The following is a 23,147-nucleotide window of genomic DNA, read 5'->3' on the forward strand; positions in this document are numbered from 1 at the left end:
GCGGCCCTTCAGGTACGCAGCGTGCGTCCCCGGTGCAGCGTTCCGGTGATGCCGGTGAACCGGAGGTCGAGGCCGAGTCCGTCGCGCTCGGCGTGCAGGTGCAGATGGGGCTCGGTGGTGTTGCCCGAGTTGCCGACCTCGCCGAGGAGTTGGCCCGCGCGTACCCGGTCGCCGGTGGCCACGGTCACGGTGCCGGGCCGCAGATGCGCGAGTTTGACCAGTTCACTGCCGGTGTCGATGAACACGTGGTTGCCGTAGGGGGGTTCGTAGCGGATGGTGCCGGGGATCTGGTCCGCGTAGTCGTCGGCGGCGGAGACCACGTCCCCGTCGCACGGGGCGTACAGCTTGGCGCCGTAGATCACGTAGGCGTCCGGCGACGCACCGGAGCGCAGCCGGACGCCGCGCGCCCCGACGCCGATGACGTCGATCGCCCCGCGCTGTTCGGGGTGGGGCGTGTGGTGGTTCAGGCCGGGGCCGCCGCCCTGGGCGATGAGCCAGGTGCCTTCGCGCAGCGGGAAGCGCAGGGGCGCGGACAGCTCCGCCCCCCAGCGGTGGCGTCGCGCCCACACCAGGTACCCGGCGACACCGCCCAGCAGGACGACACCGGTCACGAGCTCCGTGCCGGGGCGACCGGCGGGCAGCGAGGGCAGCCGCCAGGCGGAGGCGAGTGCCACGGGGCCGCCCGCTTCCATGGCCCGGCGCAGCCACCAGGGCAGCCGGGCGGGCGTGAGACGCCCCTCCATGAGGAGATACGCGGCGGCCACGATCAGGACGTCGCCGCACCAGCCGGTCACCGACGAGGCGGTCCAGCAGGCCGCGACGCGCACGGCCAGCAGCACACACCACAGGGCCCAGCCCACGGCGATGCGTGCCCTGGCCGGGACGCGCAGCCGGGGCGGCCGGTAGGGGCCGGGGGCGAGACGGAGGTTGGTGAGGCGTCCGCCGGCGTCCGCGGCGGCGAAGGCCAGGGTCCGCCCCGCCGTTCCCTGGACCACCAGCCCGTCCGGGCCGTCCGTGACCGAGCGCAGGTCTCCCACGTGGGCGAGTGTCGCCCCGACCACTTCGTGCAGCCGCCGGTCGCCCACGGCGTCGACGACGCGCGGCGCCAGCTCGCCCCACTGCCCGGGGTCGGCCAGCAGGAAGCGCTCCAGGGCGCGGGCGGCTTCAGCGCTGTCGTGCCTAGGCATCGGCCGCCCCGTCCCTGGGCGCGAGGGCGGCGAACGCGGAGACCGCGGCGGGTCCGGCGCCGACGGTCCCGGCGGGGCGCAGCCGCTGGGCGAGGCGCGAAGTGACGTCGGCCGCACGCTTTTTGAGGGACCGGTAGTCCTCGTCCCGCAGACAGGTGCAGTCCGCGCCGATCATCAGCAGCCCGAAGCACACCAGTCCCATGCAGGCCATGATGCCCAGGTGCATGCCCTCCAGCGCCAGGGTGTTGGCCTTCCGCACCCAGGCGCGGGCGGACAGGATCGCGAACGGGAGCGCCAGTTCGGCGAAGATGGTGAAGTAGCTGACCGCGGTGCCGACATAGGCGTTGCCCATCATGTGCGCGTACGCCGACGACATCTGGAAACCGGTGATGCGGCTGATGTAGTACATGGCGACGCCGTCCTGCCACATCTTCCCGGTGATCTTCCAGTAGCCCGCGGCGAAGTACAGGACCGCGGTCTGGAAGACGATCAGATACGCCGCCAGGTTGTGCACGACCGTGCCGGCCGACGGGGCGCTACGGGCCCGCAGCGCGGCGCGCCTGGCCTTGGCCCCCGGCGCGAAGTAGGCGTTGGAGACGGTGAAGACCATGAAGATGACGAGGATCTGAGCGAGGTTGTCACCGCCCTCCAGCACGTCCTGGTTGCGGTTGTGCAGCGACCACATCAGCATGGCCTGGGCCACGGTCAGCACCCTGCCGCCGCACACCATGAAGGCGGCGGAGACCAGGATCGTGGCGTGGAAGACGATCTCGAACCAGACCGTGGAGTGGCTGAAGAGATAGAGCGAGAAGGCGCCGTGGGTCAGCGCCGCCTTCGCTGTGTGGATCGAGTTGTAGGAATCGGGGCCCCACAGGAACCGCCGGTTTCCGTAGTCGGCGAGGCAGTACATGACCGTCGCCAGCCCGATCACGATCCGCAGCAGCGCGATGCCGATCAGCCGGTGTTCACGGCTCGCCATCCGTAGCAGCCCGGCATCGATCCGCGCCAGCCCGTACTTGGCCCATCCGCGCATCAGCGGGCCACCCCCGGAACGTAGTCCATCCACGACGTCTCCAGAATTCCCTTGCTTTTCTCTTCGGGTTTCGGAGTCACATAGCGCTCCGAGAAAGGAATGATGGGCCTGGTCTTGAAAGCGGCTTTGACGGACACGATGTCCGCCCCCGGGTACATCGTGGCGGCCCGTGCGGAAAGGAAGCGCTGGATTTCCTGGAACTCCGGTACGTACTGCTTGTCCAGATCGGTCTGAGCCGCCTTGCGCTGCGCCGCGGGAAGCTTTTTGAAATCCGTCACCATGCGCGCGTACCGATTGGCGGCGGCGTCGAAAGCCAGCGGGATGCCCGGAAGCTTCGTCGGATTCAGCGGGAATGCGCGCGGGGCGCGGTCGATGGCCTGCTCGATTTCCACCGGGCTGGTCTGTACGACCTGGTCGGAACCGGCGGTCCGCAGGCGCACCGTCAGGTAGATGAGGTCGTCGTTGCTGCCCGGGGTGGGGCCGAAGAGCTGCCAGTCCTGCCAGAAATACGGCTGCATGACATGGGCGACCGCTCCCTGGATGCGGGACTTGGCCGGAGAATCGGGCGCGTTGTAGACCAGGCAGGCGGCCGTGTAGAGGGCCACGGGCAGCAGGGCCAGGAAGGTGCAGATCCGCAGCCGCGCCGTGACCGCGTGAGCGTGCGCGTGAGGGCTGTTGTCGGCGTGCGCGCGAGCCGGGTCGTCGGCGGCGTCCGCGGGGACTCGCCCGAAGACTCTCATCGTGCGACATCTCCCTTTCGCTGAGGTGAAGGGGTGCGCCCGGCGGCCGGGAGGACCGCCGGGCGCGTGTGCGAGTGGTACGTCACCGGATGCCGGGGCCGGTCAGGGACGCGGCCCCGGCGCGGTCAGTTGGCGTCGTACTGGACGTCCCCGGGGATGACCCCGTGCAGGCCGTTCGCGCTGACGGCGGGGCCACCGCTGGACGACGAGGAGGACTCGCTGGAGGACGAGGACCGGAGCTTCGTCGAGACCTTGACCGCCGCTTCGGTGACCTTGACCGCGGTGGCGGCGACCACGCTCTGGGCGACGGCGTGCCAGAACTGCGGCTGGACTCCGTCGTTGACGACGGTGGCGGTGGCGACCGAGTGGTGGGCGGCGGTCCGCTGCTGCGGCAACGACGTTGCCGAGGCGTTGGCGGCGCCGAGCCCCGCGGCCCCCGTTGCGGCGACCGCGGTGATGACGGTCGCCGCTATGACACGCTTGGCGTTCACGATGCTGAGCCTTCCTGTATGGAATTTGATGGTCTTCCGGGAATTTCCGGCATGGCGAAGCCGCACCGGAAACGTGAGGGATCCCTGGAATCGATTCGCTAGCGAAATGGTGCACATGACGCGGCAGATCTCTGGCTGCCGCAGGAAGCAGTGAGGCCTCATCCGGGAGAGTGGTCAGCTCGGCCGGAGAGAAGAAGTTGCACCTGTCCCCCGTCGGGGCGCGCCGCCGAGCATCCGGGAATCTGCAGAATTCCCTACCGCGTACGCCGGCCGTCCCGATCGAAGGCCCCCGGTGGTCAGTCGGGGCGCCTTTCCCATGAGAAACCTATCAAGAGGCCAATCACCCCTCAATGGCGAATTCGACTACGGAGAGCAAGGTCCTTCCGTACCCTCAGGGGAACCTCATATCGATGAGGTTTTCTTTACTCTTGGACGCCTTCACCCGCCCAGGCAGGGGCGATACACAACGGAATCATTGCTTCCGATGGCAATCTTTTACCGGCGGCCCGGCCTCCGGTGCGTTCCCCACGCTTCGGGAAAGGCCGAAAAACACGGTCCGTCAACGACTGTGGGCCCCGCTCCCACAGGGGGAACGGGGCCCACGGCGCCGTACGACCGGAAGACCGGCCGGAAGATCAGAAGCGACGCGTGATCAGCGCGCGCTTCACTTCCTGGATCGCCTTCGTGACCTCGATACCGCGCGGGCAGGCGTCCGTGCAGTTGAACGTGGTGCGGCAACGCCACACGCCGTCCTTGTCGTTGAGGATCTCCAGGCGCTGCTCGCCCGCTTCGTCACGGCTGTCGAAGATGAAGCGGTGCGCGTTGACGATGGCGGCCGGACCGAAGTACTGGCCGTCGTTCCAGAAGACCGGGCACGACGACGTGCACGCCGCGCACAGGATGCACTTGGTGGTGTCGTCGAAGCGCTCGCGGTCCTCGGCGGACTGCAGACGCTCGCGCGTCGGCTCGTTGGTGTCCTTCGTGATGAGGAAGGGCATCACATCGCGGTACGCCTGGAAGAACGGCTCCATGTCGACCACGAGGTCCTTGAGGACCGTCAGACCCTTGATGGGCTCGACCGTGATCGGCTTGTCGGGGTTGATGTCCTTGATCAGCGTCTTGCAGGCGAGGCGGTTCTTGCCGTTGATCCGCATGGCGTCCGAGCCGCAGATGCCGTGCGCGCAGGAGCGACGGAAGGTGAGCGTTCCGTCCTGGTCCCACTTGATCTTGTGGAGGGCGTCGAGGACGCGCTCCTTCGGGTCGATCTCCAGCTGGAAGTCTTCCCAGACCGCCTCGGCCGCGACCTCGGGGTTGAAGCGGCGGATGCGGAAGGTGGCGGTGATGTACGGCGAGTCGGCGAAGCCCGCCTCGGGCTGGCCGGCGCTGTCCGCCTTGTCGAGGGTCGGGGTAGCCATCAGTACTTACGCTCCATCGGCTGGTAGCGGGTCTGGACGACCGGCTTGTAGTCGAGACGGATGGACTCGGTGCCGTCGTCGCCGACCTCGCGGTACGCCATGGTGTGGCGCATGAAGTTGACGTCGTCGCGGTTCGGGTAGTCCTCGCGGTAGTGACCGCCGCGGGACTCCTTGCGGGCGAGCGCGGAGACGGCCATGACCTCGGCCAGGTCGAGCAGGTTGCCCAGCTCGATGGCCTCGAGGAGGTCCGTGTTGAACCGCTTGCCCTTGTCCTGGATCGAGACGTTCAGGTAGCGCTCGCGCAGCTCGGCGATCTTCTCGACCGCGGTCTTGATCGTCTGCTCGGTGCGGAACACCATCACGTTGGCGTCCATGCACTCCTGCAGCTCCAGGCGCAGCGCGGCGACCCGCTCCGTGCCCGTGGAGTTGCGCAGGTGCTCGACCTGCGAGACGACCTGCGAGGCCGGGTCCTCGGGCAGCTCGACATAGCCGGCCTTCGCCGAGTACTCGGCGGCGGCGATGCCCGCGCGGCGCCCGAACACGTTGATGTCCAGGAGCGAGTTGGTGCCGAGGCGGTTGGCGCCGTGCACGGACACACAGGCGACCTCGCCGGCGGCGTACAGGCCCGGCACGACGGTCGTGTTGTCGCTGAGCACCTCACCCTCGACGTTCGTCGGGATGCCGCCCATGGCGTAGTGCGCGGTGGGCTGGATCGGGATCGGGTCCGTGTAGGGCTCGATGCCGAGGTAGGTGCGCGCGAACTCCGTGATGTCCGGGAGCTTGGCGTCCAGCTGCTCCGGCGGGAGGTGCGTGAGGTCGAGGTAGACGTGGTCGCCCTCGGGACCGCAGCCGCGGCCCTCACGGATCTCCGTGTAGATGGAGCGCGAGACGACGTCACGGGACGCGAGGTCCTTCATGACCGGCGCGTACTTCTCCATGAAGCGCTCGCCGTCCTTGTTGCGGAGGATGCCGCCCTCACCGCGGGCGCCCTCCGTCAGCAGGATGCCCATGCGCCAGATGCCGGTCGGGTGGAACTGGAAGAACTCCATGTCCTCCAGCGGCAGCCCGCGACGGTAGACGGCCGCCTGGCCGTCACCCGTCAGGGTGTGCGCGTTGGAGGTCACCTTGAAGAACTTGCCGGTGCCGCCGGACGCGTAGATCACGGCCTTCGCCTGGAAGACGTGGATCTCGCCGGTCGCGAGCTCGTAGGCGACGACGCCGGCCGAGTGCTTGACCCCGTCGACCTCGACGATCAGCTGGTCGAGGACGTAGAACTCGTTGAAGAACTCCACGCCCTCCTTGACGCAGTTCTGATACAGCGTCTGGAGGATCATGTGACCGGTGCGGTCCGCGGCGTAGCAGGACCGGCGGACCGGGGCCTCGCCGTGGTTGCGGGAGTGACCGCCGAAGCGGCGCTGGTCGATCCGGCCCTCGGGCGTCCGGTTGAAGGGAAGGCCCATCTTCTCCAGGTCGAGGACCGAGTCGATGGCCTCCTTCGCCAGGATCTCGGCGGCGTCCTGGTCGACCAGGTAGTCACCGCCCTTGACCGTGTCGAAGGTGTGCCACTCCCAGTTGTCCTCCTCCACGTTGGCGAGCGCGGCGGCCATGCCGCCCTGCGCCGCGCCCGTGTGGGATCGGGTGGGGTAGAGCTTCGTCAGCACGGCGGTGCGGCTGCGCTTCGTCGCCTCGATGGCGGCGCGCATGCCGGCGCCGCCGGCGCCCACGATGACGGTGTCGTACTTGTGGATCTGCATGAGTCGGTTACCTCAGCCCCGTGCCTAGCGGATGTTCGGGTCGAAGGTGAAGATCACCAGCGTGCCCAGCAGGATGGTGAACACCGTGGCGGTGTAGAGCAGGCCCTTGAGCCACAGCCGGGTGTTCGCGCGCTCCGCGTAGTCGTTGATGACCGTGCGCAGGCCGTTGGCGCCGTGCAGCATCGCGAGCCAGAGCATCGCGAGGTCCCAGGCCTGCCACCACGGGGAGGCCCAGCGGCCCGCGACGAACGCGAAGCCGATCTTGGAGACACCGCCGTCGAGGACGAGCTGGATGAGCAGGTGGCCGATGACCAGGACGACCAGCACGATGCCGGACAGGCGCATGAACAGCCAGCCGTACATCTCGAAGTTGCCACGGGTGGACTTCGGGGTCTTCTTGGTGCGCTTGCGCGGGGCCTCGATGAACGGCGCCGGGTTGTCGACGCTGTACGCGGAGAACTCACCCGCGCCCTCGACGGGGCCGATACCGGAAGCGGCGGTCTCAGTCGTGGACATCGGCGTCAGCTCCCGAATACTTCGCGGAATGCGTGACCGAGGACCGGGTACAGGGCCCCGATCATCAGCACGACCCAGATACCGACCACGGACCAGAGCATCTGCTTCTGGTAGCGCGGGCCCTTCGACCAGAAGTCGACGGCGATGATGCGCAGGCCGTTGAGCGCGTGGAAGAGGATGGCGGCGACGAGGCCGTACTCCAGCAGCGCGACGATCGGATTCTTGTACGTGGACACGACCCTGTCGTAGTCCTCGGGGGAGACACGGACGAGAGCGGTGTCCAGCACGTGTACGAACAGGAAGAAGAAGATGAGGACGCCGGTGACTCGATGAGCCACCCAGGACCACATTCCTTCCCGGCCGCGGTACAGCGTTCCAGCCGGCACGGAAGAACCCTCCGGGAGCGGGGATTGGGGCCTGCCGGCTTCTGTGTCGGTCGGCCCGGCCGGGTACGGTCCACCGGCCCCGGCCATCGTAGCGACGACTTGTCGGAACGTTTACAGCGGCCCTATCTATGTGATCAAACTGGCAATCAATCAGGCACGTTCGGGCTATTCCGGACCGCCCAGGGCCCCTCGTCCCCGAGGAGGCGCGCCAGGCGGCCCCTGGCCAGACGGCGCAGCTCCTCCGCCGCGACCAGGCGCTCCTCTTCGGGATCGTTTGTCAATCGTGATCGGATTCCGACCAGCACCTGATCGAGTGATTCCGCCGGGGAGAAGTCGTCCAGACAGATGACGAACACGTGCCCGAAGCGGCTTTCGTAGGCCGCGTGGGCCGCACTCAGGGCCGTATGGGCGGCGGAGTACGCGCCGTCCGGGAGCAGCGTGAGGGACTCGCCCGCGAGGGCCTCGGTCAGGTCGGCCGGGGTGAGGTCGTAGGCCGCCTCGTCGGCCGCGGCGAGGAAGGCGTCCAGGTCCGGGTAGGGCCGGTGATCGGCCAGCCGGTGGGCCCAGCGCAGGCTGCGGCAGCAGGTCAGGAGCGCGCGCACGACGGAGTCGGCGGGCGCTGAGTTGAACGGCTCCAGACGCGCCGGGGACGACGGCACGCTCTTCTGCTCGGGTAGGGCGACCTGGCCGGGGAGGCGTGGAAGACGGTGCGAAGGCAGCGTGGGTCCTCGGCGGTGGGATGTCGACGGGATGCCGTGTCGTCCTGTGGACGTCACGTGGGGTGCGGCAGGGGAAGAAGTGAGAGTTGTGCTGCCACGTTATCCACGATTGACGGGAGGTGTCCGATGGATGCCCGAATTTCACCCGGACGGGAGAGTTTCGGAACCTGCGGTGGACGGGTGACGTGGAGAGGGGGACCGTTGAACGTCCGAGGTGTACGACGTGAGGTGTACGAGGCGCTCGATGCGTACGACAGGGCGTAGGCCTCGATTACCGAAGCGAAGGGCGTGGTGCGGTGAGCACGGGCAGGCGACGACGGGCGCCGGTGCAGGACGGGAAGCGGCCGGTACTCATAGCGGTCGGCGTGGCGGTGGTGACGGGTGCCGTGGTGGCGACCGTGTCCCTGTGGCCGTCCGGTGACGCCGGCGCGCCGACCGGGGCGAGCGTCGATCCGAGCCGGACGGCGGCCGGGGCCGCGAACCGGACGGGGGCCGCGCCCCCACCGTCTCCCACACCGACCCGGACCTACCCCCTCTCCCAGACCCCGCGCACCATCCCCGCCGTACGCGAGCACACCCCGGCGCGCGGCCCCGGCTGGCGTCCCGCGGCGGGCGCCCGCGTGGTCGTCGACGACGCCGGCCTCGCCGACGAGGGAAAGCTGCTCGCCGACGAGCTGAAAATGTCGTACGCCGGACAGACGGGGGCCAAGGACGGTGACGTCGAACTCGGGCTGAACACCGGCGGCGCCGACCCGGAGTCGTACACCCTGACCGTCAAGAACCGCCGGGTCACCATCTCCGCGCCCGGCGAGGCGGGCGTCTTCTACGGCACCCGCACCCTCAAGCAGGAGGTGCACGGCGGCGGTACGGCGCCCGAGGGCGTCGTGCGCGACCAGCCCGCCAAGCCGCGCCGCGGGTTCATGCTCGACATCGCGCGCAAACCCTACTCCGCGGCCTGGATAGAGGACCGGATCCGGGAACTGGGCGATCTGAAGTACAACGAGCTGGGGCTGCACTTCTCCGACGACCAGGGCTTCCGCATCCAGTCGGACACCCACCCGGAGATCGTGTCGAAGGACCACCTCAGCAAGACGGACGTCCGCGACATCGTCGCCCTCGCGGAGAGCCGCCACATCCATGTCGTCCCCGAGATCGACTCGCCGGGCCACCTCGGCGCGGTGATCGCCGCCCACCCCGACCTCCAGCTGCGCAGCGTGTCGGGGACCGCCCCGCGCGGCACCGTCGACATCTCCAAGCCCGCCGCGGCCTCCATCGTCGACGATCTGCTGAACGAGTACACCGGTCTCTTCCCCGGCCCGTACTGGCACCTCGGCGGCGACGAGTACCAGGCCCTGACCGTGGCCAGCCCGTCGACCTCCTACCCGCAGCTGGCCGCCGCCGCCCAGCAGGCCTACGGCCCCGGCGCCACCGTCGCGGACCTCGCCACCGGCTGGCTCAACGCCCGCGCCCAGGTGGTGCACGGCCACGGCCGGACCGCACGGGCCTGGAACGACGGGTTCTTCCGCGGCGGCACGGTCCAGGCGGACAAGGACCTGGAGGTCGCGTACTGGACGGGCAAGGAGCTCGGCGCGCGCCCGCCCGTCGAGTACCTGAGCGCGGGTCGCAAGCTCATCAACTACAACGACGAGTACCTCTACTACGTCCTCGGTGAGCCGCAGACCTTCGTCTACCCGACCGGGCAGCGCATCTACGAGCAGTGGACCCCGCTCGTCGTCCGCGGCACCACACCGGTCCCCGCGAAGTACGACGGCCAGATCCTCGGCGGGAGCTTCGCCGTCTGGTCCGACCGCGCGAACTCCCAGACCCAGGATCAGGTGGCGGCGGGGATCAGGATGCCGCTGCGCGCCACGATCCAGAAGCTGTGGGACCCGGGCCGGCCGACGCTGTCCTGGACGGACTTCAAGAACCTGGCGAACCAACTGGGCTGAGGCGTATCTTTCCTGTGATTCGTATGCCGGGCGTGGCCCCTGGGGAGGGGGCGCGCCCGGTTTCTTGTGCAGGTGATCCGGGGGTCCCGTTGATCTGTCAGCGTTGTCAGGGGTTCGCCGCGTCGACGCCCGGCGGGCTGTGTTCTATGTGCGCCGAGACACCAGCCCCCGCACCCGTGCCGGTGGGCACGCTGCCTCCGCCGCACGGGAACGCCTGGCTGGCCTCGCCGGTGGGTCTCGGGCGCGCGGTCGCGGTGCTGCTCGGCGTGGTCGTCGCCGTCGATCTCTTCGCGATCTGGGCAAGCGTCAAGATGCGCGACGTCATGGGCGCCATCGCGGACGGCGGGATCGGTGACACCGTGCAGCGGGACGCGGACCACGCGGACTCGCTCGTCGCCGCGGCCGGGGTCGCGCAGCCGGTCGCCCTGGTCGCCACCATCGCCGTCTACCTCGTCTGGTTCTACCGGGTGCGGATCAACGCCGAGGTGTTCGACCCGTTCGGGCACGAGATGGGGCGCGCCTGGACGGGCTGGGGCTGGTTCGTGCCGGTGGTGAACCTCTGGTTCCCGCGCCGGATCATGCTGAACACCTGGGACGCGAGCCGTCCCGCCGGCACCCGCACCTCACACGGGCTCGTCAACGTCTGGTGGGCGATGTGGATCATCGCGCTGGCCGCCGACCGGACCGCGTCCACCGCGCACCGCACGGCCCACACCGCGCGGGACCTCCAGCAGGCCGCGAGCCAGAAGATCTTCTCGGACGTCACCGACATCGTGGCCGCCGTCCTCGGCGTCCTCGTCGTCCTGCGCCTGACCCGGATGCAGAACGAGAAGGCCCTGCGCGGCCCGGTCCCGCCCGGAGAGCCGGTCCCGGCGCCCGTCAGGGACCACCGCTGACGGGCGTCGTTGGGCCGTTAGGGGCAGGCGGCGCGCCGGTTCGGCCGATTCCCTGGCCAAGTCACTTGCCGCTGTGGTGTATTCGGCGCGGCCGAACCGAAACACCACCGGGGGGAAACCGGCATGGGCTACTGGGGCTACTACGTCGTGGGCAGAAGCGAGCGGCCGCTCGCGGAGCTGGACGCACTGGGCGCGGCGCACGGGATGGTGCTGCGGACCACGGCGCCCGACGGCTGGCAGGTCTGGGAGTACCCGAGCGGTGACGGCGACGTCGGGAGCATGAACACGCTCGCCCAGGAGACCGGCGCGCCCGCGCTCTTCGGGTACGTCATGAACAGCGACTGTGTGGTCGTCGAGGCGTCCGGTCCCGGGAGCGGCGCGTGGACGACCTGTCTGGCGCGCACGGCGATGGGGGCGTACCTCGGGCAGAGCGAGGAGGGGCTCACCGTCGACGACTACTTCCTGGAGCCCTCCGACGCCGCCGCACGGGCCGTCGCCTGGGCCGCGGAGGCCGGGCACACGGTGGTCGCCGAGCCCCTGCTCGCCGTGCTGAACGCGGACGCCGACCCCTTGGCCGAAAACCTGCTCTTCCGGTTCCTCGACCGGCTCGGAGTGGTGCCCCTGTGACACTCCCGCTCCGGAGCACGCAGTAAGGGAAAGTGCGGGCTCCGTAAGCGGGAGCGCCCTGTCGAGGGAGGCGTGATGAGCCTGGTGGACCTGATCGCTCAGGCCGACGAGCGTGGTCTGGCAGCGAGCGGGCTGGCTTGTTTGGATCGGTGCGTGCCGCTGCTGGGCGGCGACGACGAGGTCCTGCGGCCGCTCTGGTCGAGCCTCGCGGACGGGGGTGCGGACGGCGACGCCTGGGGCGAACGGCTCGCCAAGGCCCGGGCGGAACTGGACTCCGCCGACGCCGACGCCGACGCCGACGCCGACGCCAAGACCGACGCCGCCGCGAGTGACGAGTCCCGCGCCGCCGCACTCGCCCGCCGTATGCTCGCCACCGCCCCGGACGCCCCCTGCGCGTCCGCCCTGCGCGTCTGGGCCGACGCCTGTTCGGCGGCGGCCCTGCAGATCCACCGGCTCCTCGATGTCGCCGCCGACGGCGACGGCCCCCTCGTCGCGGCCGAACTGCGCCGCCAGGTCGCCGTCCTGGAACTGCTCGCGGGCCGCGGCGCGGGCGGCCTGCGCCCCGCCCTGGAGGTGTCGACGGAGGGACGGCGCGTCCTGCGCGCGGTGGTGTCGCGCCGGGCGCGCGGACGGTCGTAAACCTGTTTCCCTGAGGGGTTCCTGTGACCTTCCTGGGGCCGGAGATGAGGGTCCTGGGCCGGTGTCGCGAAGGCGCCCGGAACGCGTGACGAATCCCGTCCGGAAGACGCTCTTCCGAGTGTGAACGCAACGAGTGCGAACCCGATCCGGGCGACCAGGCCCTCCGCCGCGAACAAGCCCGTGCGCTGGGCCGCGGACACCGTCGCGACGATGCGCGAGGGTGCCCGGCTGCGCCTCGACTACTCGGCGCAGAGCCTGTGGCGCGTCGACCGGCTGATCGAGGAGATACGCCGGGAGGGGGCGCCGTACGCCGCCGTCCACACCGTGCTGCGCGGCTTCGGCGCGTACGCCGGTGAGGTCATCGTCCGGCGCACCGGCGCCGAGTGGTGGGAGACGGGCGGCGAGCACTGGCTGCGCACCCCCGACGGGCGCCTGTGGGACCCCGTCGACGAGGCCCGCCGCTGCTACGCGGGCGACGGCTCGCTGCGACTGCTGTGCCGCGAGGCCGTGGGGTAGCGGGAAGCGCGCCGAACGGCGGCGAGATTGCCGGTTCTTAAGGTACGCGACCGTTCCCAAACGGTGGTCTCCGGAGTGAACATGAGGACAACCGCCGGACCCGGGAGGCCTCGTGGCCGACAACCGCCGTTGGTGGGCGCTCGTCGTCATCGCGCTCGCCCAGTTGATGGTCGTCCTCGACATGACCATCGTGAACATCGCCCTGCCCTCCGCTCAGAGCGACCTGCACATGTCGGACGGCAACCGGCAGTGGGTCATCACCGCGTACACCCTCGCCTTTGGCGGACTGCTGCTGCTCGGCGGCCGGATCGCCGACCTCGCGGGTCGCCGACTCACCTTCATGATCGGCCTGTTGGGCTTCGCCGCCGCGTCGGCGCTGGGCGGCGCGGCCGCGAACTCCGGGATGCTGTTCGGGGCGCGCGCCCTCCAGGGCGTGTTCGCCGCGCTGCTCGCTCCCGCCGCACTGTCGCTGCTCACGACGACGTTCACCGACCCCGGGGAACGCGGCAAGGCCTTCGGCGTGTTCGGCGCCATCGTCGGCGCGGGCGCGGCGTTCGGGCTGCTCGCGGGCGGCTTCCTCACCCAGTACCTGGACTGGCGCTGGTGCCTGTACGTCAACGTCCCCATCGCCCTGGTCGCGTTCGCCGGCGCCCTGGCGGTGCTCAGCGGCGGCGGCCGCTACGAGGACGCGCGCCTTGACGTGCCGGGCGCGGTGCTCGGCTCCGCCGGAATGCTCTCGCTGGTCTACGGCTTCTCGGAGGCGGAGTCGAGGAGCTGGGGCGACGGACTGGTCCTCGGACTGCTGGCCGCCGGGGTCGTGCTGCTCGGCGTGTTCGGCCTCTGGCAGACCCGCGCCCGGGTGCCTCTGTTGCCGATGTCGGTGGTCAGGGACCGGCAGCGGGTCGGGGCGTTCCTCACCATCCTCTTCGTCACCATCGGGATGTTCGGGGTCTTCCTCTTCCTCACCTACTACATGCAGCGCGTGCTCGGGTACTCGCCGATGAAGACCGGACTCGCCTATCTCCCCATCACCGTCGGCATGATCACCGGCTCCACGCAGGTCGCGGCCCGCCTCCTGAACCGGGTCCCGCCGCGTGCCCTCATCGTCCCCGGGCTGCTGCTGGCCGCGGGCGCGCTGGCGATCATCGCGCAGGTCGGGGTGGCGCCCGCGTACGCCTCGCACATCCTGCCCGGCATGCTGATGCTCGGCCTCGGCATGGGCACGGCGATGATGACCTCCATCTCGCTGGCCACGGTGAGCGTCGCGCCCCGGGACGCGGGAGCGGCCTCCGCCACCTTCAACACCGCCCAGCAGGTCGGCGGTTCGATCGGCACGGCGCTGCTCAACACCATCGCCGCGAGCGTGACGACCCGGTACGCGAACGCGCACGCCGGCCCCGGCGTCGACCGCCGCGCCCTCGCCTCCCGAGCCGCCGTGCATGGCTTCAACGTGGCCACCTGGTGGGCGATGGGAGCGCTGTTGCTGGCCGCGCTCATCGCCGGGATCGTGGTGAACGCGGACCGGATGCCGGCCCCGCAGCAACGGGCGGCTCCTGTGCCGGAGCCCGTGGAAAGCGCCGGGTGAAGCCCGTGAACGCGTAACGGCCGAGCCATTGCGCGGTGGTGCAAGCGCACGGCCACGGCGCGCAACGGGGTGCTCCGGGAGATCCCGCCCGTTGCCGCTCCGCCCGTTGCCGCTCCAGTCGTCGCCGTGCAGCCGCCGACGCCCCGGGTCGCACGGATGCGGGAGTGCGAGGGACACCGCGTTCAGGCTCGCCTGCTTTGCCCCGTGAGGGAGGAGGCGCTGTGTCCCGGCTGTCGCTGTGCACAGGCGGCGGGCACAGGGGGCTCCCCGGCGGTCGCGTCCGCGGCGGCGGCCGTGCGCGGCGCGGCAGTCGTCCGTGCCGCGCTCCAGCGTCGAGTTCCCGGTCCGGTCAGTCGCGCAGTACCTCCTGGTCGCCGAGGATCAGCATGTCGGCGACGAAGCACGTGACCTCGCCGTCCGCGTCGCGGCCGATCCACACCGGGTAGGTGCCGTCACCCAGGCCGCTCGGGTAGGCGATGATGTTGCCGCCGGACTCCGGGTCCTCGCGGACGAGGATGCCGTCGGGGTTGCCGACCTGGGAGAGGGTGTTCCCGCGACCGACGAGCCGCGGGGCCGCCGCGGCGTCGACGAAGCAGCCGGTGCCGCTGTCCACGCCGAAGCCGTAGAACTCGCCGTCCCTCAGGGTGCGCGGGTCCTCGCCGGGGCGCAGGGCCGACTCCCATGACACGGTGGGCTTCTCGGAGATGAGTACGCGTGCCGCGATGTAGTCCTCGATGTGGACCGGCGTGCCCTCGTACTCGCTCGCGTAGGCGGCGGCCGCGATCTGCGTGCGGTAGTCGCCGGGAGGTACGGCGATGGTGAACGGCTTGCCGGGAGCGATCCAGTGCGGGTCGCAGGCGACGACCCGGCCGGTCGGCAGGCGCAGCGGCCCGGCGTCGATGACGCGCTGGACGGTGTACGGGCCCGCGTCGCCGTCGTACGGCGGTGAGAAGCGCGTGCCGGGCGCGAACGCCTCGTCCAGGTGGCGGGGGCGCATGGGCGTGGGGGGCCGCCATTTCGGGGCCGCGAGGGCGGTGGCGAGGGGTGTCGGATGTGTCTCTGGTGCTTCCTGGAGGGTGTCCGGGAACTGCCTGTCCGTCACCAGGGGCAGGGTCCACTCCCATGCGCCGAACTCGGATACCGGGATCCAGCGTTGTTCCTCCGGCAGGTCGGCCAGGGTGTGCAGGGAACCGCCGCGGCTTCCCTGCGGTTCGGAAACCTTGCGCCCGCGACCGTCGGGGTAGAGGTCGATGAGGACCCGACCCGCCTCCTGCGCGAACTCCGGCATGTCCTCGCTGTCGTAGCGCCACTGCGCCGAGTGCCGCAGGAAGAGGCGCTCGGGCTCCAGGCGTCGCAGATCGATCTCGCGGGTGCGCCGCCCCCGGTCGTCGTACGCCCAGACGCCGAGGTAGCCGTGCACCCAGGCGATGTGCAGTACGGCGACGGGCTGCGGGCGGCCCTCCTCGCGCAGCACCACGGCGTACGGCTCGCCGGCCGCTTCCCGGGCCTCGGCCCGCTGTCTGCTCATCGGGCCGAGAACCGTACGGGACGCAGCATCCCAGTCCTCCCCGTATGTCACGTTGATGCTCACGCCTATCCCAGCGGTCCGGCACCGGAAATGGTTACTGGGCGCGCCCCCACGCTCCCGGCGGAGCGCGCCCACCCGCGTGAGACGCCGTCAGGTCACGCGGTCGAACCCGTCGCTCCCGGAGAACCTCGACCGCGGACTTGCCGTTGGGCCCGACCGTGATGCGTTGCGAGATCCACGTGCCGTCCGTCGCCTGGTCGACGGCGATCATGCCGCCGCGCACGGTCGTGCAAACGTGAAGAAGTTATTGCATGACGTCTGCCGCTCCAGCCACCTGTGATGCTCCATGTCCCCGTTCCGCTTGGTCTGGTGGACCGGGACGTGACCGCGCCCCGGACGGGCTGCGGAAGGGGAAGTCCGAGCGCGCCGACACAGGGCACGTGCTGTCCGTGCTTGGCGCCTGCACCGGTGAGGTGCTCGTGCGGATGTTGTCCCTGCAACTGCACGAGACGGCAGGGGCACCTGACGCACTGTGACATTTCTGTGAGACCTGACGCTGGTGACCATGGGGGTGTCGACACGGCCGGCCGTGTCGGGCAGAGCTGATTCGGTGAACTCGGTACGAACGAGGACAGTGTTGGGCCAGGGAGGGGAAGTCCGCCGCGTGCAGGCGTACGACGGGGAACTGGGCGAGGCCGTCGCGCGGGCGCAGGAGGGGGACGAGGCCGCCTTCGCGGTCGCGTACCGGATCGTGCAGCCCGGACTGCTCGGGTACCTGCGCGGGATCGTCGGTGACGACGCGGAGGACGTGGCGTCCGACGCGTGGCTGGAGATCGCACGGGATCTGGGGCGGTTCCGCGGGGACGGCGCCGGGTTCCGCGGCTGGACCGCGACCATTGCCCGGCACCGGGCGTTGGATCATCTGCGGCGGCTGAAGGTACGCCCCCGGGGGACGACGCTCGAACAGGACGTACTGGAGCTGCCCGGCACGCACAGCACGCACGGCGAGGCGCTGGAGGCCCTCTCCACGGAGTACGCCCTGGAGCTGGTCTCGCGGCTGCCGCGAGACCAGGCCGAGGCCGTGCTGCTGCGGGTCGTGGTCGGCCTCGACGGACCTGCGGCGGCGCGGGTGCTGGGCAAGCGCCCTGGCGCGGTGCGCACCGCGGCCCACCGCGGCCTGAAGAGGCTCGCGCGGCAGCTCGGCGCCAGGAGTGTGACGGATGAGCGACCCCGGATGCTGGGGGAGTCGGGATGAACGGCCAGAAGTCGTCGAACGGCGGGACGCCGTCGGCCCGTGGGGGAAAGGGAACCGGACATGGGTGAACGACGCGGCGACGGCGGTACCCCCGACCGCCGGGTCGCGCATCCGAGTTCCCTGAGCGAAGAGCCCGCCCTGGAAGCCCTGCTCGCCGCCGCCGTGCGCGGCCGTGCGGACGACGCCGAGGCCCAGGCGCAGGCCGTCGCCGCATTCCGTGCCGCGCGGGACGGCGGCGCGCACGCCGCGCGTACCCGGCGGCGGGACGACTGGCGACCGCGTGAACAGCGGCGGGTGGGCCGTCCGTTGAAGGCCACGTTGGCCGTGTTGCTGGCGAGCGTGACGCTGGGCGGTGTCGCCGTCGCGGCCATCGGTTCGTCGTCCGACGACGACAGCGAGGATCACGGCAGGGCCGGGATCCGGCCGTCCAGCAGCACCCCGGTCCGGTCCGCCTCCGAGGCCACGCAGCCGGGCGTGCCCGAGGCTCCCGATTCGTCCGCCCCCGGCCCCTCCGGCCACCCGACGCAGGCTCAGGACACAGAGGCGCACTGCCGCGCGTACGAATCGGTCAAGGGCCGGGGCAGAGCCCTGAACTCGACGGCCTGGCAGCGGCTCGTCGAGGCCGCGGGCGGTGAGGACACGGTCGCGGCGTACTGCGCGGAGCAGTTGAGCGACGACACCAGGTCCGTGAACGGGAACACGAACACGAAGAAGCCGGACCGCACGTCGGGCCCGGCCGCGACAGCCGCGGCGACGCCGAAGCCGACGAAGTCCAAGGGCAAGCGGTAGACACAGCCGTGGATCGGCGGGCCCGAGTAGCCGTCGGTGTGCCCGACGCACGTCCTTCCGTCCTCGCCGATGGCAACGGCCGGGGCCGCCACCCCCCACAGGAGAGGCCCCGACCGTCGCGCGGCACGGGCCGCGCGGCGACCCGTACTCTCTACAGCGCCGCGGCTGCGTTTTCTGTCACACCTCGCTGTGTCACCAGTTAGTTGCATCCTGTACGAACATGGACGGGGAGCGGTTTCAGGCCGTAACGTGCCATTCGCGCCGGTGCGGGGCGACGGGCAACCGCAACCACGAGGGACCTGAGACCGCAACCATCAATTGCGAAACCACGACGGCGAGAAACCCGGTCCGCGAGAGCGGCGCCGGTTGAGGCGCAGAGAGGCGTGCGCGCGGTGCTGGGGGACGACGCGGAGCTGACCGCCGCGGTGCTTGCGGCACAGGACGGGGACGAGACCGCGTTCCGGACTGTGTACCGCTCGGTGCACCCACGGCTGCTCGGATATGTACGAACGCTGGTCGGCGACCCGGACGCGGAGGACGTCACGTCCGAGGCCTGGTTGCAGATCGCCCGTGACCTGGAGAGGTTCAGCGGTGACGCGGACCGCTTCCGTGGCTGGGCCGCCCGGATCGCCCGCAACCGCGCCCTCGACCACATACGCATGCGCGGGCGCCGCCCCGCGATCGGCGGTGACGAGACGGAACTGACCGCGAAGGCCGGGGATTCCGACACCGCGGGCGAGGCGATCGAGGCGCTGGCCACCGACAGCACCCTCTCGCTGATCGCCCAACTCCCCCAGGACCAGGCGGAGGCCGTCGTGCTGCGCGTGGTCGTCGGCCTCGACGCCAAGACCGCGGCCGAGACCCTCGGCAAGCGCCCCGGAGCCGTCCGCACCGCGGCGCACCGCGGTCTCAAGCGGCTCGCGGAACTGCTCGGCGCGGATCCGGAATCCGCAGGCGGCCTCGGTGCCGTCCCCCCTCAAAGAGAGTCACGAACAGAGTCGCGCACACGCGCGGTGACGTCCGCGGGTGTGACGCATACGCGTTCGCGGACGCAGAAGGACATGTGATGGCCGACGAGCAGGACAAGTGGCTGGACCGTGACGCCGCGGAGCGTCTGCTGCGTGGTGAGCCGCTGGAAGCCGTCGACGCCGACACCCAGGGCCGGGCCAAGCGGCTCGCCGACGTGCTCGGTGCGCTGGCCCCCGAACCCGCGCCGACCAGTGCCGAACTCCCTGGCGAGGCGGTCGCGTTGGCCGCGTTCCAGCAGGCGCGAGCGGGCCGGAGCGGCGAGGTCGCCCAGCGCGGCGCCCGGGTGCGCCCGGGTGCCGCGGCCCACTCGGCCGACGCGGGTCTCGTCCGGCTGGGCCGTCCGGTTCCGGCCCCGCGGGGGCCCCGTTGGGGCCGTCCGGTGCGCCTCGGGATCGTCGCCGCGCTGGCCGCGGGGATGATCGGCGGGGTCGCCGTCGCGGCCGGAACCGGAGTCCTGCCGACTCCGTTCCGTGACGACTCGCCGCACCCGGCCGCGACGATTTCCGCGGCACAGACACCGCGGCAGCCGTCCCTCTCGCCGTCGCCGGGAGTGTCCAAGGCGGACGGTTCCCAGACGCCGGTCCCGGGCGCCACCACGAGCGCGCCGGCCGGTGCCGGCTCCGGCGACGACGAGGCCCGGGGGCCCGGCGCGCCGAGCGGACAGCCCGACTCCTCCGACGGCGCGGGGCGGTCGGCCCGCACCCGCGAGTGGTGGGCCAGGACACGCTCGTACTGCCGCGACGTGCTGGACGGCAAGACCCTGGAGTCCGGCCGCAGACGTGTCCTGGTGGACGCCGCGGGCGGCGGCCGGCGCGTGACGAAGTACTGCAAGGGCGTCCTGGCACGGACGGGCTCCAACGGGGGCGAGGACCGGGGCGGGCAGGGCGACCAGGGCTCGGACTCCGGCTCCGGCCAGGGTGCCGGGGGCGGTACCGGCGACGGCTCGGGCAGCGGCTCCGGTGGCGGGGACAACGGCGGTGACGGTCACACGGGCTCGGGGGGCCACCACGGCCACAACGGGATCCTCGCCCCGTCGCCGAGCTCGGTCGTCGCGCCGCTGCGGTCGGCTCTCTGAGCGGTCGCTGAGGTCGGCCCTCGGCAGTCACTGCTCAGGCCGGCCCTCTGGGCAGTCGCCGCTGGCGGCCTTCTGGGTGAACTTTCTGCCATCCGGCCCGGTATGTTCTCAGCCACCCGGACTCCGGGCGCCCCGCAATCATCCATTTGACCTGCGGTTTCTCGCCCCCTCGGAATTTTCTTCCGCCCGGGTGTGACGTTTTCGGCCGCGCCGACGCAGTACTGGGTGAGCCGACTGGTCATCGGCCGTCGCACTGAGCCGGGGTTCCCCCCGTACCCAGGCCTGGTGCACATCGGCGCGGGCGGGACACGTTCCCCCGGTCCCGCCCGCGCCCCATCACTCCTCGGGCCCCCTCCGGGCCGGCGTCACCAGTAGACGACGACCTTGTCCCCGGTCCGGACCTGCGCGAACAGCGCCGCGATCTTCCCCTCGTCCCGTACGTTGACGCAGCCGTGCGAGGCGCCGTAGTAGCCGCGGGCCGCGAAGTCGGCGGAGTAGTGGACCGCCTGGCCGCCGCTGAAGAACATCGCGTACGGCATGGACGTGTGGTAGATCGTCGACACGTGGTAGCGCGATTTGAAGGACACGCTGAAGACCCCTTCCCGGGTCGGCGTGTACTGCGAGCCGAACCGCACGTCCATCTCCGAGACCGACTTCCCGTCGATCATCCAGCGCAGGGTGCGGCTCGTCTTGCTGACGCACAGCACCCGGCCCGTCATACAGCGCGGGTCGGGCCGCGCGGCGGGCTGCCCGCCGTACGGGTACAGCTCCCACGCGGCCGGCTTGTGCGTCATCCCGCGCAGCCGCTCCCAGGTGACGGCGTCCAGTTCGCCGGTCCGCGGCAGCCCGCGCTTGCCCTGGAACCCCTTCACCGCGCTGACCGTCGGGGTGTCGTACGTCCCCGTCGGCGCCGGGATGAGCCAGGCGAGCTGGTGCAGCCGGGCCTGGACCTCACGGACGTCGTTCCCCTTGTCGCCGTGGGACCAGAGGACCTTGGGGGCGGCGGACGGTGTCGTGCCGCCCGGCTTGTCGTCCCCGGGCGTGGCCGAACGGTCCGGCTTCGAGGCGGACGGCGGCGCGCTGCCCGGCGTCCTTCCCTGCGTGCTCCCGTGCGCGTCCACGGCCTGGGCCGTACAGCCGCTCACCGCGACGAGCGCCACGAGGGCTGCCAGCGATCTCCCCATACCCGTCCCAGTCGTACGCATTCCAACCCCCGGTGCGTCGTCGTGTTCCCTGAGATGCTCCCCACGCGCGCCCGGTTGCGAACGACGCGCCATCCTGGGGAATGAAGCGTGTGAACAATGAATCCTGAGAGCGATGAAGCCTGTGAGCAAGGTCCCAGCGCGGTCCTCTCCATCCCGCGCACGGCCGCCGCTACAGTCCGTGGCGAAGGTCGGACCTACCGGTAGGTAACTTCAGTGGGAGGCACAGCAATGGCGCGCGAGTCGGAGTCCGGACTGCCCATCGAACCGCTCTACGGACCCGAGGTCCTGGAGGGCTGGGACCCGGCCGAGAAGCTGGGCGAGCCGGGCGCGTACCCCTTCACCCGCGGTGTCTACCCGTCGATGTACACGGGCCGCCCGTGGACGATGCGCCAGTACGCGGGCTTCGGCACGGCCGTGGAGTCGAACGCGCGCTACAAGCAGCTGATCGCGAACGGCACGATGGGCCTGTCGGTCGCCTTCGACCTGCCCACCCAGATGGGCCACGACTCGGACGCGCCGATCGCGCACGGCGAGGTCGGCAAGGTCGGGGTGGCCATCGACTCGGTGGAGGACATGCGGATCCTGTTCGGCGGCATCCCGCTGGACAAGGTGTCCACGTCGATGACGATCAACGCCCCCGCGGCGCTGCTCCTGCTCATGTACCAGCTGGTGGGGGAGGAGCAGGGCGTCCCGGCCGACCAGCTGACGGGCACGATCCAGAACGACGTGCTCAAGGAGTACATCGCGCGCGGCACGTACATCTTCCCGCCCAAGCCCTCCCTGCGGCTGATCGCGGACATCTTCAAGTACTGCAAGGCCGAGATCCCGAAGTGGAACACGATCTCGATCTCCGGCTACCACATGGCCGAGGCCGGTGCCTCGCCCGCGCAGGAGATCGCGTTCACCCTCGCCGACGGCATCGAGTACGTCCGCACGGCCGTCGCCGCCGGCATGGACGTCGACGACTTCGCCCCCCGCCTGTCCTTCTTCTTCGTCGCCCGTACGACGATCCTGGAGGAGGTCGCGAAGTTCCGTGCGGCCAGGCGCATCTGGGCGCGGGTGATGCGGGAGGAGTTCGGCGCGAAGAACCCGAAGTCGCTGATGCTGCGCTTCCACACCCAGACCGCCGGGGTCCAGCTGACCGCCCAGCAGCCGGAGGTGAACCTGGTGCGCGTCGCGGTCCAGGGCCTGGGCGCGGTCCTCGGCGGCACGCAGTCCCTGCACACCAACTCCTTCGACGAGGCGATCGCGCTCCCGACGGACAAGAGCGCGCGTCTGGCGCTGCGGACGCAGCAGGTCCTGGCGTACGAGACGGACGTGACGGCGACGGTCGACCCCTTCGCCGGCAGTTACGTCATCGAGAGGATGACCGACGACGTCGAGGCGGCCACGGTCGAACTGATGGCGAGGGTCGAGGAGCTGGGCGGCGCGGTGTCCGCGATCGAGCACGGCTTCCAGAAGGGCGAGATCGAGCGCAGCGCGTACCGGATCGCGCAGGAGACCGACTCCGGTGAGCGGGTCGTGGTCGGCGTCAACCGTTTCCAGCTCGACGAGGAGGAGCCGTACGAGCCTCTCCGCGTGGACCCCGCCATCGAGGCCCAGCAGGCCGAACGCCTCACCAAACTCCGCGCCGAGCGCGACCGGTCGGCGGTGGACGCGGCCCTCGCCCACCTCAGGAAGGCGGCCGAGGGCACGGACAACGTCCTCTACCCCATGAAGGACGCCCTGCGCGCCCGCGCGACGGTGGGCGAGGTGTGCAACGCGTTGCGGGGGGTTTGGGGGACGTATGTACCGAGTGATGCGTTCTGAGCTG

22 protein-coding genes are annotated in these 23,147 nt (G+C 70.7%); 11 read left to right on the forward strand and 11 right to left on the reverse strand.

The features are described 5' to 3' along the window. Positions 1 to 8: 8 nt before the first annotated feature. The 9 genes from ACZ69M_RS17790 to ACZ69M_RS17830 form a co-directional block, all read right to left on the reverse strand. Positions 9 to 1,187 (reverse strand): M23 family metallopeptidase, encoded by a 1,179-nt coding sequence (locus ACZ69M_RS17790; RefSeq protein WP_470050790.1) that lies wholly within the window; start codon positions 1,185 to 1,187, stop codon positions 9 to 11. Further along, positions 1,180 to 2,220, reverse strand: coding sequence for a hypothetical protein (locus ACZ69M_RS17795; protein WP_470050792.1), 1,041 nt, complete (start codon positions 2,218 to 2,220; stop codon positions 1,180 to 1,182). The genes ACZ69M_RS17790 and ACZ69M_RS17795 overlap by 8 nt, the downstream gene beginning before the upstream one ends. Then, positions 2,220 to 2,960, reverse strand: coding sequence for a DUF5819 family protein (locus ACZ69M_RS17800; protein ID WP_470050794.1), 741 nt, complete (start codon positions 2,958 to 2,960; stop codon positions 2,220 to 2,222). Before ACZ69M_RS17800 ends, ACZ69M_RS17795 begins: the two co-directional genes overlap by 1 nt. Before the next feature lie 125 nt (positions 2,961 to 3,085). Next, a complete protein-coding gene (locus ACZ69M_RS17805; protein WP_067366680.1) occupies positions 3,086 to 3,451 on the reverse strand; it encodes a hypothetical protein in 366 nt (121 codons plus the stop codon). A 635-nt stretch (positions 3,452 to 4,086) separates the two neighbouring features. Then, entirely contained in the window at positions 4,087 to 4,866 is a 780-nt protein-coding gene (locus ACZ69M_RS17810; protein WP_075028383.1) for a succinate dehydrogenase iron-sulfur subunit, read from the reverse strand. After that, a complete protein-coding gene (gene sdhA, locus ACZ69M_RS17815; protein ID WP_470050796.1) occupies positions 4,866 to 6,620 on the reverse strand; it encodes a succinate dehydrogenase flavoprotein subunit in 1,755 nt (584 codons plus the stop codon). The genes ACZ69M_RS17810 and sdhA overlap by 1 nt, the downstream gene beginning before the upstream one ends. Before the next feature lie 24 nt (positions 6,621 to 6,644). Then, positions 6,645 to 7,136, reverse strand: coding sequence for a succinate dehydrogenase hydrophobic membrane anchor subunit (locus ACZ69M_RS17820; protein WP_054233701.1), 492 nt, complete (start codon positions 7,134 to 7,136; stop codon positions 6,645 to 6,647). Positions 7,137 to 7,141: 5 nt separating this feature from the next. Beyond that, positions 7,142 to 7,522, reverse strand: a complete 381-nt coding sequence (sdhC, locus tag ACZ69M_RS17825; RefSeq protein WP_079064942.1) for a succinate dehydrogenase, cytochrome b556 subunit — start codon at positions 7,520 to 7,522, stop codon at positions 7,142 to 7,144. Between the two features lie 146 nt (positions 7,523 to 7,668). After that, positions 7,669 to 8,181 (reverse strand): 2-oxo-4-hydroxy-4-carboxy-5-ureidoimidazoline decarboxylase, encoded by a 513-nt coding sequence (locus ACZ69M_RS17830; protein WP_470050799.1) that lies wholly within the window; start codon positions 8,179 to 8,181, stop codon positions 7,669 to 7,671. Positions 8,182 to 8,537: 356 nt separating this feature from the next. On the opposite strand from ACZ69M_RS17830, the gene ACZ69M_RS17835 reads away from it, so the two are divergent. The 6 genes from ACZ69M_RS17835 to ACZ69M_RS17860 all read left to right on the forward strand — a co-directional run bounded on the left by ACZ69M_RS17835 (position 8,538) and on the right by ACZ69M_RS17860 (position 14,453). After that, entirely contained in the window at positions 8,538 to 10,190 is a 1,653-nt protein-coding gene (locus tag ACZ69M_RS17835; RefSeq protein WP_470050801.1) for a beta-N-acetylhexosaminidase, read from the forward strand. A gap of 176 nt (positions 10,191 to 10,366) precedes the next feature. Continuing rightward, complete coding sequence (locus tag ACZ69M_RS17840; RefSeq protein ID WP_470050803.1) at positions 10,367 to 11,086, forward strand: DUF4328 domain-containing protein; 720 nt, start codon at positions 10,367 to 10,369, stop codon at positions 11,084 to 11,086. A gap of 123 nt (positions 11,087 to 11,209) precedes the next feature. After that, entirely contained in the window at positions 11,210 to 11,713 is a 504-nt protein-coding gene (locus ACZ69M_RS17845; protein ID WP_470050805.1) for a hypothetical protein, read from the forward strand. Between the two features lie 75 nt (positions 11,714 to 11,788). Beyond that, positions 11,789 to 12,352 (forward strand): hypothetical protein, encoded by a 564-nt coding sequence (locus ACZ69M_RS17850; protein ID WP_470050807.1) that lies wholly within the window; start codon positions 11,789 to 11,791, stop codon positions 12,350 to 12,352. 120 nt (positions 12,353 to 12,472) lie between these two features. Beyond that, positions 12,473 to 12,868: a hypothetical protein gene (locus tag ACZ69M_RS17855; RefSeq protein WP_470050809.1), complete on the forward strand. Its 396-nt coding sequence runs from the start codon at positions 12,473 to 12,475 to the stop codon at positions 12,866 to 12,868. Positions 12,869 to 12,980: 112 nt separating this feature from the next. After that, on the forward strand, positions 12,981 to 14,453 hold the full coding sequence (locus ACZ69M_RS17860) for an MFS transporter (protein WP_470050811.1): 1,473 nt from the start codon (positions 12,981 to 12,983) through the stop codon (positions 14,451 to 14,453). Between the two features lie 349 nt (positions 14,454 to 14,802). On the opposite strand, the gene ACZ69M_RS17865 is transcribed toward ACZ69M_RS17860, so the two are convergent. Continuing rightward, complete coding sequence (locus ACZ69M_RS17865) at positions 14,803 to 15,981, reverse strand: DUF4241 domain-containing protein (protein ID WP_470050813.1); 1,179 nt, start codon at positions 15,979 to 15,981, stop codon at positions 14,803 to 14,805. A gap of 637 nt (positions 15,982 to 16,618) precedes the next feature. Between ACZ69M_RS17865 and ACZ69M_RS17870 the strand changes: the two genes are divergently transcribed. The 4 genes from ACZ69M_RS17870 to ACZ69M_RS17885 all read left to right on the forward strand — a co-directional run bounded on the left by ACZ69M_RS17870 (position 16,619) and on the right by ACZ69M_RS17885 (position 20,129). Continuing rightward, the gene (locus ACZ69M_RS17870) at positions 16,619 to 17,236 is read left to right on the forward strand and encodes an RNA polymerase sigma factor (RefSeq protein ID WP_470050815.1); all 618 of its coding nucleotides are present in this window, start codon (positions 16,619 to 16,621) and stop codon (positions 17,234 to 17,236) included. Positions 17,237 to 17,296: 60 nt separating this feature from the next. Beyond that, the gene (locus tag ACZ69M_RS17875; protein WP_470050817.1) at positions 17,297 to 18,025 is read left to right on the forward strand and encodes a hypothetical protein; all 729 of its coding nucleotides are present in this window, start codon (positions 17,297 to 17,299) and stop codon (positions 18,023 to 18,025) included. 392 nt (positions 18,026 to 18,417) lie between these two features. Continuing rightward, positions 18,418 to 19,092 (forward strand): RNA polymerase sigma factor, encoded by a 675-nt coding sequence (locus ACZ69M_RS17880; protein ID WP_099920998.1) that lies wholly within the window; start codon positions 18,418 to 18,420, stop codon positions 19,090 to 19,092. After that, the gene (locus ACZ69M_RS17885) at positions 19,092 to 20,129 is read left to right on the forward strand and encodes a hypothetical protein (protein WP_470050819.1); all 1,038 of its coding nucleotides are present in this window, start codon (positions 19,092 to 19,094) and stop codon (positions 20,127 to 20,129) included. The genes ACZ69M_RS17880 and ACZ69M_RS17885 overlap by 1 nt, the downstream gene beginning before the upstream one ends. A 365-nt stretch (positions 20,130 to 20,494) precedes the next feature. On the opposite strand, the gene ACZ69M_RS17890 is transcribed toward ACZ69M_RS17885, so the two are convergent. Next, a complete protein-coding gene (locus ACZ69M_RS17890) occupies positions 20,495 to 21,313 on the reverse strand; it encodes a L,D-transpeptidase family protein (protein WP_470050821.1) in 819 nt (272 codons plus the stop codon). A gap of 249 nt (positions 21,314 to 21,562) precedes the next feature. Here ACZ69M_RS17890 and ACZ69M_RS17895 point away from each other — a divergent pair, with 249 nt between their 5' ends. Further along, entirely contained in the window at positions 21,563 to 23,143 is a 1,581-nt protein-coding gene (locus ACZ69M_RS17895) for an acyl-CoA mutase large subunit family protein (protein WP_470050822.1), read from the forward strand. Positions 23,144 to 23,147: the final 4 nt, after the last annotated feature.

The sequence above is a fragment of the Streptomyces sp. NPDC107454 genome (assembly GCF_055582885.1).

Excerpts from the sequence above, each read along its gene's own strand:
- ACZ69M_RS17790 (WP_470050790.1), bottom strand. The coding sequence starts at position 1,187 with ATGCCTAGGCACGACAGCGCTGAAGCCGCCCGCGCCCTGGAGCGCTTC.
- ACZ69M_RS17795 (WP_470050792.1), bottom strand. The coding sequence starts at position 2,220 with ATGCGCGGATGGGCCAAGTACGGGCTGGCGCGGATCGATGCCGGGCTG.
- ACZ69M_RS17800 (WP_470050794.1), bottom strand. The coding sequence starts at position 2,960 with ATGAGAGTCTTCGGGCGAGTCCCCGCGGACGCCGCCGACGACCCGGCT.
- ACZ69M_RS17810 (WP_075028383.1), bottom strand. The coding sequence starts at position 4,866 with ATGGCTACCCCGACCCTCGACAAGGCGGACAGCGCCGGCCAGCCCGAG.
- sdhA (WP_470050796.1), bottom strand. The coding sequence starts at position 6,620 with ATGCAGATCCACAAGTACGACACCGTCATCGTGGGCGCCGGCGGCGCC.
- ACZ69M_RS17820 (WP_054233701.1), bottom strand. The coding sequence starts at position 7,136 with ATGTCCACGACTGAGACCGCCGCTTCCGGTATCGGCCCCGTCGAGGGC.
- ACZ69M_RS17845 (WP_470050805.1), top strand. The coding sequence starts at position 11,210 with ATGGGCTACTGGGGCTACTACGTCGTGGGCAGAAGCGAGCGGCCGCTC.
- ACZ69M_RS17850 (WP_470050807.1), top strand. The coding sequence starts at position 11,789 with ATGAGCCTGGTGGACCTGATCGCTCAGGCCGACGAGCGTGGTCTGGCA.
- ACZ69M_RS17865 (WP_470050813.1), bottom strand. The coding sequence starts at position 15,981 with ATGAGCAGACAGCGGGCCGAGGCCCGGGAAGCGGCCGGCGAGCCGTAC.
- ACZ69M_RS17875 (WP_470050817.1), top strand. The coding sequence starts at position 17,297 with ATGGGTGAACGACGCGGCGACGGCGGTACCCCCGACCGCCGGGTCGCG.
- ACZ69M_RS17885 (WP_470050819.1), top strand. The coding sequence starts at position 19,092 with ATGGCCGACGAGCAGGACAAGTGGCTGGACCGTGACGCCGCGGAGCGT.
- ACZ69M_RS17890 (WP_470050821.1), bottom strand. The coding sequence starts at position 21,313 with ATGGGGAGATCGCTGGCAGCCCTCGTGGCGCTCGTCGCGGTGAGCGGC.
- ACZ69M_RS17895 (WP_470050822.1), top strand. The coding sequence starts at position 21,563 with ATGGCGCGCGAGTCGGAGTCCGGACTGCCCATCGAACCGCTCTACGGA.